Source organism: Microbulbifer maximicatervae (SeqCode), assembly GCF_056232625.1.
Map to the genome: position 1 here is coordinate 4,902,165 of NZ_CP174324.1, position 15,500 is coordinate 4,917,664.

Annotated in this window: 11 protein-coding genes; 7 read left to right on the forward strand and 4 right to left on the reverse strand. The window is 46.7% G+C overall.

Annotation, left to right across the window (positions count from 1 at the left end):
- The 3 genes from ACJJI6_RS21305 to ACJJI6_RS21315 all read left to right on the forward strand — a co-directional run bounded on the left by ACJJI6_RS21305 (position 1) and on the right by ACJJI6_RS21315 (position 3,549).
- Positions 1–597: a hypothetical protein gene (locus ACJJI6_RS21305; RefSeq protein ID WP_475711996.1), complete on the forward strand. Its 597-nt coding sequence runs from the start codon at positions 1–3 to the stop codon at positions 595–597.
- Positions 598–691: 94 nt separating this feature from the next.
- Entirely contained in the window at positions 692–1,012 is a 321-nt protein-coding gene (locus ACJJI6_RS21310) for a hypothetical protein (RefSeq protein ID WP_475711997.1), read from the forward strand.
- An 821-nt stretch (positions 1,013–1,833) separates the two neighbouring features.
- Positions 1,834–3,549 (forward strand): AMP-binding protein, encoded by a 1,716-nt coding sequence (locus tag ACJJI6_RS21315; protein ID WP_475711998.1) that lies wholly within the window; start codon positions 1,834–1,836, stop codon positions 3,547–3,549.
- A gap of 72 nt (positions 3,550–3,621) precedes the next feature.
- Here the strand turns inward: ACJJI6_RS21315 and ACJJI6_RS21320 are convergent, their stop codons facing one another.
- The 3 genes from ACJJI6_RS21320 to ACJJI6_RS21330 form a co-directional block, all read right to left on the reverse strand.
- Positions 3,622–3,912, reverse strand: a complete 291-nt coding sequence (locus ACJJI6_RS21320; RefSeq protein ID WP_444896253.1) for a DUF1540 domain-containing protein — start codon at positions 3,910–3,912, stop codon at positions 3,622–3,624.
- Between the two features lie 142 nt (positions 3,913–4,054).
- Positions 4,055–4,594 (reverse strand): GNAT family N-acetyltransferase, encoded by a 540-nt coding sequence (locus ACJJI6_RS21325; protein ID WP_444896254.1) that lies wholly within the window; start codon positions 4,592–4,594, stop codon positions 4,055–4,057.
- Positions 4,595–4,703: 109 nt separating this feature from the next.
- Entirely contained in the window at positions 4,704–7,082 is a 2,379-nt protein-coding gene (locus tag ACJJI6_RS21330) for an autotransporter domain-containing protein (protein ID WP_475711999.1), read from the reverse strand.
- A gap of 426 nt (positions 7,083–7,508) precedes the next feature.
- Here ACJJI6_RS21330 and arfB point away from each other — a divergent pair, with 426 nt between their 5' ends.
- Positions 7,509–7,928, forward strand: a complete 420-nt coding sequence (gene arfB / locus ACJJI6_RS21335) for an alternative ribosome rescue aminoacyl-tRNA hydrolase ArfB (RefSeq protein WP_444915660.1) — start codon at positions 7,509–7,511, stop codon at positions 7,926–7,928.
- A 280-nt stretch (positions 7,929–8,208) separates the two neighbouring features.
- Here arfB and ACJJI6_RS21340 read toward each other — a convergent pair whose 3' ends face one another.
- The gene (locus ACJJI6_RS21340) at positions 8,209–8,769 is read right to left on the reverse strand and encodes a DUF2799 domain-containing protein (RefSeq protein WP_444915661.1); all 561 of its coding nucleotides are present in this window, start codon (positions 8,767–8,769) and stop codon (positions 8,209–8,211) included.
- A gap of 246 nt (positions 8,770–9,015) precedes the next feature.
- Between ACJJI6_RS21340 and ACJJI6_RS21345 the strand changes: the two genes are divergently transcribed.
- The 3 genes from ACJJI6_RS21345 (at position 9,016) to ACJJI6_RS21355 (ending at position 15,460) form a co-directional block, all read left to right on the forward strand.
- On the forward strand, positions 9,016–10,437 hold the full coding sequence (locus ACJJI6_RS21345) for an amidase (protein ID WP_475712000.1): 1,422 nt from the start codon (positions 9,016–9,018) through the stop codon (positions 10,435–10,437).
- Between the two features lie 472 nt (positions 10,438–10,909).
- Positions 10,910–12,475 (forward strand): M28 family peptidase, encoded by a 1,566-nt coding sequence (locus tag ACJJI6_RS21350; RefSeq protein WP_475712001.1) that lies wholly within the window; start codon positions 10,910–10,912, stop codon positions 12,473–12,475.
- A 357-nt stretch (positions 12,476–12,832) separates the two neighbouring features.
- Positions 12,833–15,460 carry a TonB-dependent receptor plug domain-containing protein gene (locus tag ACJJI6_RS21355; RefSeq protein ID WP_475712002.1) on the forward strand — a complete coding sequence of 876 codons (2,628 nt, stop codon included), beginning with the start codon at positions 12,833–12,835 and terminating at the stop codon, positions 15,458–15,460.
- Positions 15,461–15,500 lie beyond the last annotated feature (40 nt).

The following is a 15,500-nucleotide window of genomic DNA, read 5'->3' on the forward strand; positions in this document are numbered from 1 at the left end:
GTGAATAAAGCTTATATTGCCTCAATATTTATGATTTTTTCTAACTGCGTAATTTCTGAATCTACAGCTATATATCAGGCCTCTGAAACTGATGTTGTTGAGAAATCTTATGATATTGTGGAGGGGAAAGTCGTTGGTGGTTCAGTTGAAAAGCCGGCGGGTATAGGAACATGTTTTAGTTATGTATATGATATTAAAGTAGAAGATAGCTTTAAGGGGAAGTATAAAGCGAATGAAGTGATAAAGGTTGGCCTTAATTTGAATTCTATCGCAGTTGAACCGAATCAACAGCAACTTATAGTTTTAATGGAGCCCTCTAAGGATTTTTTTAAGCATTGTATTAGCGCTGATTTTGGCGTAAGTCGTGTGGATAAAATTACATCGGGACACCTTGTAGGTGTATTTGAGATTTTATCTGCTGAGGGGGAGGGTGTTAAATTTAGAAGTGTCAGTTGTAGTAGGGATAAACCTATCTTATACGAGGATTTTGCAAGAAATAGAAAATGGATAACAGGGTCGTGTTATGAGGTAGTTGGTGTGTATCAAGATTTAGAGCAAGAATTAAAGAAAACAGTGGGGGGAAGTGGTCGTTTTTGATGTTGATGCTCATTTTATAGGTTTTTTTGTTTTTATTTTCTATAGTAATTAGCCATCCTAGATTCAGTGACTGTTTTAAGGTCAAGGATATATTATGTTCCGCTCTATTATTTTTTTCTGTTTTCTTATTTTTTCATATGGTGCCTCTGCTGCCTCCACAATGTGCTCCCAATATGGCAATAAATTGGATGGGCTGGTCGGACCTGATTCGGGTACAGGCGATAGAGTATTTTCATCGCTTAAGTCAGAAGGTAATGAGTGTGGCTGTACATTTGTACGGTTTATTGAGGGCACAGCCGATGTCAATAAAGTTCTTTCGGTACTTATGACAGCAAAAGTAAGTGGGAATACTGTCAGAGTGGACTTTGCTGAGCCGGATAATTGCAATAGTGGAGTTAGAGTTTATCTTGAGTGATAGACTGTTAGTTAGTTTTCAATGAATTTTCACTTTTAGGGCTGGATTTTTCAAATGAAGAGTAAGTGCTTAATATTAGTAGCCAGTATCCTTGGTTTTACACAAAGTGCATTCGCAATGTGTACTCAAAATGGTAACAGCTTGAATGGGTTAGTAGGGTTGGGCAGTAGCGGAACACTGGTTTACGCAGACGTGAATTCCGCATCCAATGAGTGTAGTTGCGATCGTTTTAGATTTCAGTCTGAGAATACCGATATTAAAATTGCTTTGAGTGTTCTTCTATCTGCCAAGATAGCGGATAAAAAAGTGAGAATTGATATTAAAGAACCAGGTAATTGTAATACGGCAACTAATGTCTATCTTCAATATTGAAACTACCAGTCTGTCCAGAAAATGGATAACGTCCTAGAGTCTATTTATACCCTCACGAATAAGCAAAGTCAGTACATTCAATATTAAGGTTTGCACTTTTACGAAGACTTAATATTTAGTATATTCTGAATCTGTACAGCATTCTGTCCCTCCCTCGCAATTTATATATTGGGCCTTTGATGCAAGCCTAATTTATCCTGGTAACATTTTGACTATTCAGTCCCTTTTGCACTGAAGAATAATCTAAAGTAAGTTTATCCATTAAGAATAACAATAAATTCACGCTGCCATTCAAGTTGCAGTTACTGCCAGTAGAGCCACTGTGCCACTTTATTGATGGTGTAGAAGGTTACAATCTTACTGAGGATTTTTTGAGGATATTTTCACTAATAAAGCCTGCTACTTAGTACCCAAATTACAAAAAACACAATAATGAGAGAGGACAAGCGATGACCCCGGAAGAAAAGTACGAGATGGTGAAGGACCTGCAGCCCCTGGAGCTTCTATATCAAAGGGAGTTGCAACAGGCGGATACGGTCTTTCTTCGGCAGATGCAGCAGCGTCAATGGCGGGATTATACCTGGGGTGAGGTCATGGATCGGGCTCGCAGGATCGCTGGGTACTTACGGGCCCAGTATGAGCCCGGTGATCGCATCGCTATTCACGGTAAAAACTGTGCGGACTGGATCATCGTGGACGTGGGTATCATGTTAGCGGGAATGATCAGCGTGCCACTTTACCCTGGCCAATCTGTCTCCTCAATGACCTATGTTTTGCAGCACTCTGAATCGAAAATGCTTTTCTGTGGGGCCACCGACAATAATGCCGCTCTACAGGAAGTTGCTGATATGCTGCCCTCGGTCGCTATCCAGCGCTGTGAGATTCGTTGCGATCAGGACCTGGAAGCTCTCATTAAAGGTAGTGAGCGCTTTGAGGAGAAGCCGATCTTTAATCTGGATGATATTTTTACAATCATGTATACCTCCGGAACCACGGGTAATCCAAAAGGGGTTATGCATAGCTGGTCTTCAGTGGTTTTTGTCTCCCCAAATATGATTCGCGGTTATGGCATGGATGAAAATGACCGTGTTCTTTCCTATCTGCCCCTGGCCCACGCGGCAGAGCGAATATTGGTTGAATTCCACTGCTTGTATTCAGGCACTCCAATTCACTTCCCCGAGTCTTTGGATACTTTCTTAGAAGACCTAAAGCGTACGCGCCCAACGATGTTCTTCTCGGTTCCCCGGCTATGGACCAAGTTTAAAGAGGGTATTGATGAAAAAATCCCGCCGTCACTGCAAGAAGTGCTGTTGCGTATTCCCGGAATCAATACCTGGCTGAGAAAGAAAGTTCGCAGTGGTTTGGGGTTGGATGATGCAGAAATATTGGTTAGTGGTGCGTCTCCCATTTCCATTGAGTTGCTCCGCTGGTACCACCGTATGGGAATGAAGGTGGCTGATGGTTATGGTATGACGGAGAACTTTATCTATGGCTGCTTTGCTCCACCTGGGGAAGATCCTGTACCGGGGACGGTTGGTAAGCCTTATCACGGCTGTGAAGTTAAGATTTCTGAGGAAGGGGAGATACTCTTTAAGAGCGGTTCCTTGATGAAGGGATACTATCTTGAACCGGAAAAAACCGCGGAGGTAATACGGGACGGTTATTACCACACGGGTGATTCTGGATTTATTGATAAGGACGGTCTGGTACATATCACCGGGCGTATTTCAGAAACCTTCAAGACCAGTAAAGGCAAGTTTATTCAGCCCAGCCGACTCGAAGGATTTTTTGGTAATGAGACAATGCTGGCCCAGCTCTGTGTTCTGGGACACGGTATGGATCAGCCAGTAATGTTGGTGACTATCTCCGAGTCCGCTGAAAAATTACCACGTGGGGAAGTTAATGAGCATTTGCAGAAACTACTGACTTCAGTGAATGATAAGTTACCGCAACATGAGCGAATTAAGACTATCTTTATCACCAAGGAAGAGTGGACACCTCTTAATGAATTCCTCACGCCGACTTTGAAGATTAAGCGAAAGGTACTCGAAGCGAATTATCAGCCTTTATTTAAACAGCACGTGGATACCAAAGGGGTTGTATGGGAGCCGCGAGCCTCTGTTGGCGAAAGCTCAAAAGAGGCCTCATTAGAGCCTGTGAATTAATTGCCTTTCAATTAATAAAAAAAGCCCGGCAAATATTGAACCGGGCTTTTTTATTGGGTCTCTAGCGGACTACTAATGGGTGTAACTCTGGCAGTGTTGGGACTTGCCTATCAGTCCAATTTGAATGCTCTCTGCTGAACACTCGAAGTCATCATTAAATTTACAGTCTTCCATTTTACAGGCTCCAACACCGGCGGTACGGGAGCTGCTTGTATGACGGGAGTTGGTGAAGAAAGTATCACAGTCGGGATCGGCACCGTCACCAATGGTAATTGCCCTGGCGTGGCAAGCATCGTTGGCGTTGTAAGCACATTGGCTGGCGGCACATCGACTGACTTCTGGCATATCGGTTGCGATAATCATGGCAGTCCTCTCCTTAATAGTAAGTTGGAGACTAGACCAGCATGGTTGCATGTCAATGAAAAACCACAGGGTCTGTGTGGTATTTTTACTTTGTAAGAACAGGCAAAGCTGTTATCGCAAATAGTTTTTGGGTGGATAACCTTTATTCCGAATAGAAATTTTTCTCCATTACTTCTTGCTGCCAAGCCAGTAACAATACTGTTTTCGTTTCACCGGGCAGCACAATTTCTTTTTCAGCACTTAAGCCCAGCTTCTTTAATAACTTAATTGAGGGCGTGTTACTGGGTTGTGCAATGGCCAGAATGCGTCGTAGGCCCAATTCCTCTCTCGCGTATTGCATGACAGCTTGTGCCGATTCCAGAGCGAAGCCCCGGCCGCGAAAATCAGGTAAAAAGGCAAAACCGATATCGATACCATCCAGTCCTGCGCGTTTGACTAATCCGCAGATTCCTATAGCAGTGCTATCTTTCAAGGACACCTTGTACATACCAAAGCCGTGTTCCCGATACATGGCAACGGGGCCGTTCAGGATAAACTGGTAGGCATCTTCCTTAGTACGCACGCCACGATCGCCAATATTTTGTAGGAACGCAGAGTCGTTGAGCAGTGATAGAATTAGGGTACTGTCTTGTTCTGCATTTATCTCTTGGATAATAAGATTGTCAGTCTCCAGCTTAAACATATGAGAATCCCTGTTTTTCCAACGCCAAAGTGGAGTGGGAAAGTTTTGGTGTTTGCAGATCAATAAGGAGGGGGGAGACTGTGCCCCCTGAAAGGGGGCACAGTGTTGCTTAGAAGCGGTAAGTCAAATTGACAGAGGCAGATTCAGTCGTTGGGCGGGAAGCGACAGTTGCGCTAACAGCGATAGCGTCAGCTGCTTGCCAGCGAATACCGGCAATCATACCCATGCCACCGTTGAAGATGCCCTCATCGACACTGGCGTAGCTTGGCATGGCATTCATATTGCCTTCCATGGATTTCACGCCAACCTCAATGGTGTCTTCTTCTGTGCCGTTATTATCTTCGTACCAGATTTCGGCGTAAGCGTTAATGGTATCCCAGCTCTTATTAGCGAAGGCACCAAAACGCATATTTCTAATACGGCGTTCTTGGTCGCCGTAGTGCATGCCGAGAGGGTCGAGCTCATTACCGCTCAAGTCGGTATAAGTGAAGCCCTCGATAGCGTCTTCGGTGTAGCCGTCTACATCAGTAGTGACCTTGGTAAAGCTTACAAATGGACCGAACTGGAAGGTCTCACTACTGAGTAGGTTGGCACCGGCTGTAATTCCCAGGGACAAGCTCTCGCCAGACGTATTGCCAGTCAGGTTGCCGTTGTAAGTGTCACCCAGAGCGACAGCGCGGCTGACGTCATCGTAATCTACATCGGTCAGGGTCGCGTTACTTTCGACAAAGAAAATGTCGTAGTGCATACGGCCAAAGACGCTGTAGTTGGTTGAAGTGGAGTCAATAGCAAGCTGTGAATTATCCACATCAATATTGGAGCGGCTCACTGCAAAACCGATTTCCGCATTGTCGCGCACGGCGTAAGTCAGGCCGAGAATATTGGAATAGCCATCTCCCCTGACATTGGCGGTGTAATCGGTATCGTAGTCGACGTTACCCAGGGAGCTACCGGCGAAAACGCCAGTCTGAGCGGTGCGGTAACGAACACTAGCCAAGCTCTCGTCAAGGCTGTTGGTGTGGGTGCGAGTAGCCTGGATTGCGATATCCGGCAGCTGACCGGCAACCTGAGCAGCATTCACGATTGCGGTGTAGTAGTCACCGAGGATTTCCTGACCAATTTGAGTGGGGTGAACACTGTCGTTGAAGATCAGCTTGTCTGCATCGGGGTCGGTGCCGTTAATGCCATAAACGGAATGCTCAATACAGTCGTTGCCACTGCCGTCGTAACAAAACAGTTGGTTCTCTGAGGAGGATAAACCAAAGATGGTCGGGTTATTGAGGGCGACTTTCAGGATACCTGCCTGGTCAACCATCAGAACGCCGTCGATATCCTTGGCCTTAGCTAACAGTGCTGAGTTGAAGGTTTCAGAAGTGCTACTTGCTTCGAAAAGTATCTCTTCGAAGGCGGTGGCCAGCTGGGCATCCGCATCTTCCTGGGTCATCAGTCCAGCATCAACCGCGGCTTGCAGAGCCTCTGCATTGTCGCTGGAGTAAACGGCTTCATATGCAGCAGCGTAAACGCCAGGAGTTTTGCTGACATCGGGTACATTGGATACGAGGATGTAATTGGCACCTGCATCGGACAGGGCGCCAGCTGCGCTTGCCAGCATAGTTGACGCAACGTCTAGGTCCGCAGTGACTTCTTCGATGGTTGAGGTGCCAGCGACGACATCTTCGAAACCGCTGAGCAAGTCGTTACCACCGCCGTTTACCCAATAAAGAGCGTTGTGATCAGCACTTCCCAGAGTGCTTTCCAGGTAGCCCATTCCCAGTGGGTGTGGGTTACCCGAGGTTCCAGATGTGGCGATAAGACCAGCAAAGGTGCCTTCGATGGCATCGCTCATAGCGGCGGCCTGGGTCATCAGCTCGGCATAAGTAGCCATATCTCCCTCAGCCTTAGCTGCTTCAGCTTCAGCTACTAGTTGGGCTGCTGTGGCCTGTTGTACTAGCAATTGGCCCAACAGTTGGGAGTCTGGATAGCTGGGCGTTAAGCCCTCGTCGCCAGTGGTTGGCATCAGGGCGCTTAACAGGTTATGACGGCTCGGGTCAGCTTCCAGGCCATATGCTTGCAGGTAGGCCGCATAGTTGTCGGGGCCGATGATGTTCATCAGAACATCAGCAGCTTTATGTCCACCTACGGCCCAGCCTGTACCAGCATTGCTCAAGCCAGCAGCAATCTGAGCAGTAACGGAAGCTTCAAGATCCTCTGCACTCAGTGAGGGGTCTACGGTGGGTAGGCAAAAGGAAGATTGCATACCTGCACAAGACGGTGTAACTGCACCCAAGCCGAGATTCTGGGATAAAAGACTAATGGCTACTTCACGATCGTCGCCACCATTGGTGAACACATCGTAGTTGCCAACATCAGTCAGACTGTCACCAAAGGCGATAACTTGGGAAAAGGCGGTGTCTTTAGCAAAAGCTGCTGAGCTTGTCATTGTTGCGAGTGCAATGGCCGCTGCGAGGCTACGCTTGGCGTTGTGCATGGTTTTCTCCTTGTCGCGGTAATCTCACACCCGCGGAGACATCGGGAGCAGTCCAGAGGAAACTACAGGGCGCGAGTCTTTATTGTTCTTTGCTCCAGTACTTCGAGGAAGCTGGGCAATGTTAGCGGATTTGACTGAGACTTGAAAATAAGTCACAAATCATCCCGCGTATTCTGGTCGGCCCTCAGGCCGCTTCACTAGCTTTTATTTGGCTGGCGCAATATTACTTAATGAGGGTTTCCCGGTAAATGAGGTTTACCCCCTGATATCCTCACTTTATAGAAAGCATTTTTCGGTATATTGATTTCTGTCAATGGCGAATTGTATCTGTGTAGTGGGACTGGTTAATAGCTGCACTATTTGGGCAAAATAGTCATAGAGTTTTGTATTTTTAGTAAAACGATGTAGCTCAGGCTTTGGATATTTATGGTTTGTGGAAAAGGTAGGATATCGGTTTCTCAAGATGAGATTGAAATGAGTGCGATACGCGCTCAAGGCGCCGGTGGCCAAAATGTAAATAAAGTTTCCAGTGCAATTCACCTGCGCTTTGATATTCAGGCTTCTTCACTTCCTCAGCTAATTAAAGATGGCCTTTTGAAGCTCAAAGATCGGCGTATTTCTTCAGATGGAGTGGTGATTATCAAGGCCCAGAGGTTTAGGACCCAGGAAAAAAACCGCGCAGATGCCCTAGAGCGATTACAGGAGCTGGTGGATAAAGCCGCATTCAGGCCAAAGTTTCGTGTGGCTACCAAGCCCAGTCGAGGTGCCAAGGAGCGCCGTTTACAAGCAAAAAATCGTCGTTCTCAGGTGAAATCAATGAGGGGTAAGGTAAAAGATCAGCACTAATACAGTTCCCTAGAAAAGGGAAAAATTTTCTCAAAGCTTTACTACCACCCGGCTCCTTAGTACGGATGTTCTAGTTGGTGGGTAGGGCGATATCTCAACTCTAGTGTAATCGAATCATTTGTAGAGCCGACCTATTTTTCTTTTCTCATATGAATTCCTAAGCTACTCACAGAGGGTGGCGTAAACCTGGGAAGGGTGTGTGCTGGTTGAAATAAGCTATATAGGTGTTAACCCCTGCGGACTAGAGTGACCGCAGAGGTATCCTCGATGGGGTAGAGATCTATAGGTAAGGAGAGCGGGCGAGGGCTTGCTGGTACTCTGCCTCCCGTTGCATTAGTTCGTATTGTAAGTCCGCTATTTCCATTCCTAGCTCAGAGTGCCTAACCTTTAGGCGAGCGACGTCAGCTATAAGTGTTACTCGTTCGGAATTGTCGATTGCTTCATCGACCAACAGTGCACCAATTTCTGTCATGTCATCGAGAATGTGTTCTCTCTCCAACTCCAAGTTGTGAATTGCCGACACAATTTCCTCAACGGCTGACTTGGCAAGAAAAATATCCTGGCCTGAATTGTACCCCCGCAGGAATAACCCTTCGAGGTCCGCGGGGCAGACACCGTTATAGTGGTTACCGGAGCGCCCTTGGTCAAATCCGCGCAGCTCGGTACAAAAAAGCTCCAGCCCCTCACCTCGCCCATCCCGGTAAGCATTAGTATTGACCGTTACGCCATATTTTGCACAGGATTCGCGGCGTCTCCCCAGGTAGGATAAGTCCCTGCCCGCTGCGCCATCCTCATACCCGATTGCCTGCCAATCTGCGACATAACATTCATCTTCACTCATGGTGGCACACCCTGAGATCGAGGTTGCTAAAAATATGAGGAGGGCAATTGTAGAAGTAGACTTCACGGTGGTTTTCCATCTCATTAGTTTTGCTACAGCCTACTCAAGTGATCCTGACTGGCAGCTGAAGCGCTAGTTTCATATGGCCATTATGTTAACAAATTGCTACCAACAGTGGCGCCGATAATTTTCCGCTGACGACTAATCTGATGGTGTTAGGGGGCCGGTAATTGTGAGCTTGGGTCAATGAGCGATTTCGTTGGGATGACTGCTCTCGAGTTGTTACGCGGATACAGGGCGAAGTGTTTTTCGCCGGTTGAGGTTGTCGAGGGGCTACTCAATCAAATTGAGAAGCTAAATAGGCATGTCAGTGCTTTTTGTCTGATAGACAGGAAGACCAGCATTGCCTACGCACGGGACTCTGAGCGCCGCTATATGTCTGGTACTGTCAAAGGGTTGCTTGACGGAGTGCCGGTGGCAATAAAAGACGTTTTTTACATGCCGATGTGGCCGACAGTTTTCGGTTCCCAAATTATTGACCCAGAGACAACATTGGGTTGTGCGGCCCCTTGCATTGCGGCTTTGCAACGCCATGGGTACATACCAATAGGGAAAACCACGACACCGGAGTTTGGTTGGAAGGCGGTGACGGATAATGCCATAGACGGTATTACGAGAAACCCCTGGGATAGGGATAAGACATCGGGTGGTTCGAGTGGCGGGGCCGCTGTTGCAGTATCACTGGGATTGAGCCCTCTGGCTGTGGGGGCTGATGGTGGTGGATCTATCCGGATTCCTGCTAGCTTTTGCGGCACAGTTGGGTTCAAACCGAGTTTTGGGCAGGTTCCCCATTGGCCATTAGGTACCTTCTCCTCCCTAGTGCATGTGGGGGCCTTAGCATCGACGGTGGAAGACTGTGCACTGATGATGAATGTAATCAGTGAACCGGATCATCGGGATATCCGCGCAATACCACGTCGGAACATTGATTTCCTTGCAGCTACAGAGGGAAGGTTGATTGAAAGAACAGGAAAGTTGCGTATTGCTTACAGCCCTAGTCTTGGTTACGTAGAACCTGATCCCATGGTGGTGAGCAACGTTTCTGCTAGTGTAATGCACTTCCAGGAATTGGGTGCTGAAGTTGTAGAGGTTGACCCAGGTATTGATGATGCTAGTGCAGCTTTTGGCTGTCTATTTTGCGCGGGAATAGCGAGTATCTTTAGGGCGATGGATAGTACCAGGCGCCAACTGGTGGAGCCCCAATTGTTAGAGGTCGCAGAACAAGCGGACAAATTATCCTTACCTGATTATCTCGACGCGCTGAAGTGGCGAGATAACTTTGTCGAGCGATTACAGGAATTTTTTCTGAAATATGATCTGTTAGTGACCCCAACTTTACCTATTACCGCATTTAGTGCAGGGGTCAATGTGCCGGATAATAATCCAGGCTCTCTATGGTATTCCTGGACACCTTATACCTACCCCTTCAATTTATCAGGCCATCCGGCAATATCAATCAATTGCGGTTTTTCAGCGAGTGGTCTGCCTGTAGGCTTGCAAATAGTAGGCAGAAAATATGCTGATGAGACCGTTTTATGTGCAGCCGCTGCTTTACAAAACCAGCAGGGATTAAAAAAGAGGCTTCCTGGTTGGGTGGATTCCTTGTGAGTTGTAATCTTCAAATTATTCTTGTAGATCTAATTAAAATAAAGGGCTGAAAAACCCTTTAGTTCAGAAATTATTCCTAGTTCTATTTGCTATTAATAGTGTTTTTATATTCTATGTTTTTTGTGTATTTGTGATCCACTTAAAGTTTATTGCGGCTCTTACGTTGAAAGATGCCAAATTGTTTTAGTATTTATTTGAATGTGCTAGCTTTTCCTTGCCGGATTGGTCAATCCGGTTTTGTTTGTTCTCTCTGCGCTTTTCGAAATTCGAATAATAAAAATATTTCTGGATTGTCCGCGATTGTTTATAGGTATGGCCTGTAGTTCCATTCTCATTGGTTTTTGTATTATTTGAATATTATTGAGATTCAAAACTGCTGTTTGTGCAGGCTTCTTGCATGTGTGTTTATTGCCTGCCTGTGTTTTTGAAATATTAGGAATTCGCAGGGGGCTAACTTAATGTGGAGAAGATAATGAAAAAAATTATTAGTAGGTCTTTAGTTGGGGTTCTTGCACTCCCCGGCGCTGTTGTGGCAGAAGAGCTGTGGATAACTATAGGTAGTGATGGTTATAAAACCTTAAAGCAAAACAGTAGCCTGGTTGCCAAGCAACCACTCTCGATTCAAGGTGAGGAACGTAACGGAGTCACTATTCTAAAAGTTAATGAAAAGAATCTTTCCGAAATATCGACTCTGATGCATATCAACCATAACCGTTGTGGCGGCTTTATGGTGCATGACTCATTGGAGGAAGCAGAAGCTGCCCAGATTTCATCGCTGACGACAACAGTGAATAACGTGATCGCTTACTCTATTGATAATGGAGATGTGGTTAACGCCCTGCAGGCAGAGATCTCAGAGTCTAATATACGGTCAACTATTCAAAGTTTGTCGAATTTTACTAATCGCTATTACACCACTTCAACCGGCGTGGATGGTGCTGAGTGGATAAGGGATGAGTGGCAGGCATTAACGAATTCACGAAGTGATGCCTCTGTCGAACTTTATAGCCATAGTTGGGCGCAACCCTCTGTAATTTTGACGATTCAGGGGCAAACTGACCCGGATGAAATTATCGTGCTGGGGGCGCACCTGGATTCTACGGTCGGTTTTGGCACTGGTGAAGGTACGAGAGCGCCGGGGGCTGACGATGATGCGTCTGGCATAGCAACATTGACTGATGTCATTAATGCAATTGTCGCTACAGACTATAAGCCGGATAAAACGCTGGCTTTTATGGGGTACGCTGCTGAGGAAGTGGGGCTGCGGGGGTCAGATGATATTGCTAGCGATTACAAATCACAGAATAAAAATGTGATAGGTGCCTTGCAGTTGGATATGACTAATTACTATGGCTCAAATAGTGATATCTATATTATTGGAGATTACACCAATAGTGCCCAGAATAGCTTTCTTGAGGATCTGGCCCAGACCTACCTGAGCGGCCTCACTGTTGGAACAACTTATTGTGGTTATGCGTGTTCTGATCACGCATCTTGGTATAACCAGGGTTATCCGGTTTCCTTTCCTTTTGAGGCGACTTTTAATGGCTCAAACCCTTATATCCACACTTCAAGTGATACCCTCGCTAATAGTGGTGGAGATGCCAGTCATGCGGTGAAGTTTGGAAAGCTTGCTGCTGCCTATGTCGCTGAATTGGCCAAGGGTTATATAGGGGATGATCCGGGCCCAGACCCCGATCCGGACCCCGATCCCGATCCAGACCCCGGTGAGGAACAAACAGAAACCTTTAGTGGTGATGTGGGGCGAGGTTCGGAGGATCACTATGGACCTCTCAGTGTAACGCCCGGTACAGATTTTATCGCGGATATGACCGGTACTAATGATGCCGATCTATATGTCCGTTTTGGTGCGGCACCTACTTGGCGCTATTACGATTGCCGTCCCTATGAGGGAGATAGCTCTGAGAACTGTTCCTTAACCGTGCCAAGTGGTGAGAGTGAAGCCTATTTTATGGTGCGGGGCTACAGTCGCCTGGGATCGGATTATGAGGTTGATGTTACTTATACACCTCAATAGACGGTGTTGATTTCACCTATTTATTTTTTTAAGTGAACTCATTGCTGTCACTTTTGCTTCAGCCTTTCTAAAAGTCACGTTTGGCAGTTTTTGGCATTTGCTAAACGTGTACCCCCTCCTTTTAAAATAAATATCGCGACATTAATTTTTTGATTTGTTGGAAGTTGACATTTAATCGCGTAAAAGATCTACCCTAGGCGTGCACTAATTTCTGGCATGGATGCAATTAGACGGAACGTCAGTATGCCGCTTTTTTTGTTTAACCCCTGCACGGATCTAATTTGATGTGCATTGCTTTGATGAATTATCCGGTGATGTTCTGTTTGATGTTAATAATGAGAAGAGAGGGTGGTGAATATGAAGCGTTACTTGTTGAGACCTTTGTCATTGGCGGTGGCAGTTGCGATTTTTAACTCTGGTGGGTATGCGATTGCTGAGGAAAAGGAAGAGGGTGCCTCTAATACTGCTGATCGGGCAATGGAGGAAGTGATAACCACAGGTACACGCAAAGAGGGTGTATCTCCCACCGAGACTCTTTCTCCGGTAGATGTGCTTGGCGGAGAGGATATTGCGGATCAAGCGAGCTTTGATCTTACTGAGTCCCTGGCAAAAATTGCCCCTTCATTTAATACGCAGAGATTTCCAATTGCTGATGGTACCGCTTTTATCCGCCCGGTAACTTTACGTAATTTATCCCCAGATCAAACTTTGGTACTGGTCAATGGAACTCGCCGCCATCGCTCTGCGCTGGTTAATTTGCAGCTTGCCCCCCTGGGTACAGTTAACCAGGGTGCCCAAGCCGTCGACTTTTCGGCGCTACCCTCTATGGCTATAGAGCGAGTTGAGGTTTTGCGTGATGGCGCTTCAGCACAATATGGCTCCGATGCGATTGCCGGTGTCGTTAACATTATCCTGAAGGATGATGCAGAGGGATTTAGCTTATCAGCTCAGACAGGGGAGTATTTTGAAGGGGATGGAACCCGGATGAGTATTGCCGCAAATACGGGATTTGCGCTGGGTAATGCAGGATTTATTAATGGCACCGTTGAATTCTCCCGCGCAGATAAAACCTGGCGCAGTGAAGCGCGGCCAGATGCGCAACAGGTAGGATCAGTTGTGGGAAATAATTTAGTACCACTGGATGGCTTGGGTCAGAGATGGGGTGATCCCGATGTTGAGTCCCTGAAGTTTTTTATTAACAGCGGCCTGGAGATCTCTGATTCGGTAGAGCTCTATGGAAATTTCGGTTATTCACAAAATGAAACAATTTCTGACTTTTTCTATCGTGGACCGGTGCTCGACCCAGAACACCAGTTTACTGCGAGAGGTACCCTGCAAGTAGACAGCCCTAATGATCCCCTTGATCCGAATAGTATCGACTACATGCCCGACCCAGCTCCCCAGTCTTTAGTGGATTCTATTTTGGCGCAAGGCCTAAACCCCTCGGATTACCTGGTAGCAGATACTTCCAGCGACAGTGGGTACGTGTTGCGAAACCCAATTTATACTCAGTTCCCCGGCGGCTACAACCCTGAATTTGGTGCAGATATTTATGATATCGCTGCTGTATTCGGGGCGCGTGGAGAGCTTGCCAATGGCCTCTCCTGGGATCTACGCGGACGTTTGGCTGAAAATGAAGTGGACTATGTCCTGAAAAATTCCATCAATCCAAGCTTGGGTATTTTGTCTCCTACTTCCTTCAAGCCGGGAACCCTCACGCAGGAAGAGTCCAGCCTCAATGCGGATTTTGTCTACCCCATTGATGTCATGGCTTTTGCTTCGCCATTGAACCTTGCATTCGGCGCTGAGTGGCGTGAAGAGACTTACTCAATTGGTAGGGGGGATGCAGCGTCCACTGAGGTAGGTCCAACTGCTGCGTATTTTGGTGTGGGTTCAGATGGTTTTCAGGGGTTCCCGATTGAAGCGCTGGGCAGTTTCAGTAGTGAGAGTATTGCAGCTTATATTGACCTTGAAGCCGATCTGACTGAGGCTCTGACTTTGGGAGCGGCTTTACGGTTAGAGGAATATGATGAGTTTGGCTCGACATCGGATTGGAAATTGTCAGCACGGTATGATGTGAATGAACAACTGGCATTTCGAGCGACGGTAAATACTGGTTTCAGGGCGCCAACACCCGGACAGGTGAATACCTTAAATGTTACTACTACGACAGACTCTAGTGGCAACCTGATACCCAATGGAACCTACCCTGTGGCTCATCCGGTGGCATCAGCGCTCGGAGCCGTTGAGCTGGAACCGGAGGAATCCACCAGTTTCACCTTGGGTGCGGTTTTTGCCCCACTGGACAATACCAGTGTGACAATAGATTACTACAACATCGACATCGAGGATCGCCTGGCTCTGCGCAACAATGCCATCGGAGATGACGAAGTGATTCTGTTGCAAAATGCCGGTATAGAAAATGCAGCACTACTCAACGGCAGCAATGCAAACTATTTCGTCAATGCTTATGACTCGGAAGTGTCTGGTATAGATCTGGCAGTTACCAGTGATTTCGAGATTTTTGAAAGTTTATTAGTGGTGGATTTACGCCACAATCACAATCGCCAGGAAGTTACCAGTGTTACGCCAAATACCATCAATGCCTCACGGGTATTTGACCTGGAAAACCAAGTTCCCAGTGATCGAACAACTTTAACTTTTGATCTCGATACGGGTGATTTATTTGCAGGGTACCTGCGTTTTAATCGCTATGGCAGTTGGGAATCAACAGGCGGGTTGTTTGGTGCTGGGGATGCCAGTGATACCTATAGTTATGGCAGTGAAATTCTCGTTGATGTCGAAGCGACGTTTACGCTGTATGAAAATTATAAATTGTCGTTGGGGGGCGAGAATATCTTTGACGTAATGCCTGATGATGAGCAGGAGCCCACATTGCGATATCTCGGGGTACGCCATGCCCTCACATCACCATTTGGCTTTAATGGTGGTTATTGGTATTTACGTGCTAGCGCAGAGTTTTAAGCTGTATAAATAGGGGAGACTATTTAGCCTCGAGTCTTTT

Coding starts and splice junctions, on each gene's coding strand:
- ACJJI6_RS21310 (WP_475711997.1), top strand. CDS start 692: ATGTTCCGCTCTATTATTTTTTTCTGTTTTCTTATTTTTTCATATGGT.
- ACJJI6_RS21315 (WP_475711998.1), top strand. CDS start 1,834: ATGACCCCGGAAGAAAAGTACGAGATGGTGAAGGACCTGCAGCCCCTG.
- ACJJI6_RS21320 (WP_444896253.1), bottom strand. CDS start 3,912: ATGATTATCGCAACCGATATGCCAGAAGTCAGTCGATGTGCCGCCAGC.
- ACJJI6_RS21325 (WP_444896254.1), bottom strand. CDS start 4,594: ATGTTTAAGCTGGAGACTGACAATCTTATTATCCAAGAGATAAATGCA.
- ACJJI6_RS21330 (WP_475711999.1), bottom strand. CDS start 7,082: ATGCACAACGCCAAGCGTAGCCTCGCAGCGGCCATTGCACTCGCAACA.
- arfB (WP_444915660.1), top strand. CDS start 7,509: ATGGTTTGTGGAAAAGGTAGGATATCGGTTTCTCAAGATGAGATTGAA.
- ACJJI6_RS21340 (WP_444915661.1), bottom strand. CDS start 8,769: ATGAGTGAAGATGAATGTTATGTCGCAGATTGGCAGGCAATCGGGTAT.
- ACJJI6_RS21345 (WP_475712000.1), top strand. CDS start 9,016: ATGAGCGATTTCGTTGGGATGACTGCTCTCGAGTTGTTACGCGGATAC.
- ACJJI6_RS21350 (WP_475712001.1), top strand. CDS start 10,910: ATGAAAAAAATTATTAGTAGGTCTTTAGTTGGGGTTCTTGCACTCCCC.
- ACJJI6_RS21355 (WP_475712002.1), top strand. CDS start 12,833: ATGAAGCGTTACTTGTTGAGACCTTTGTCATTGGCGGTGGCAGTTGCG.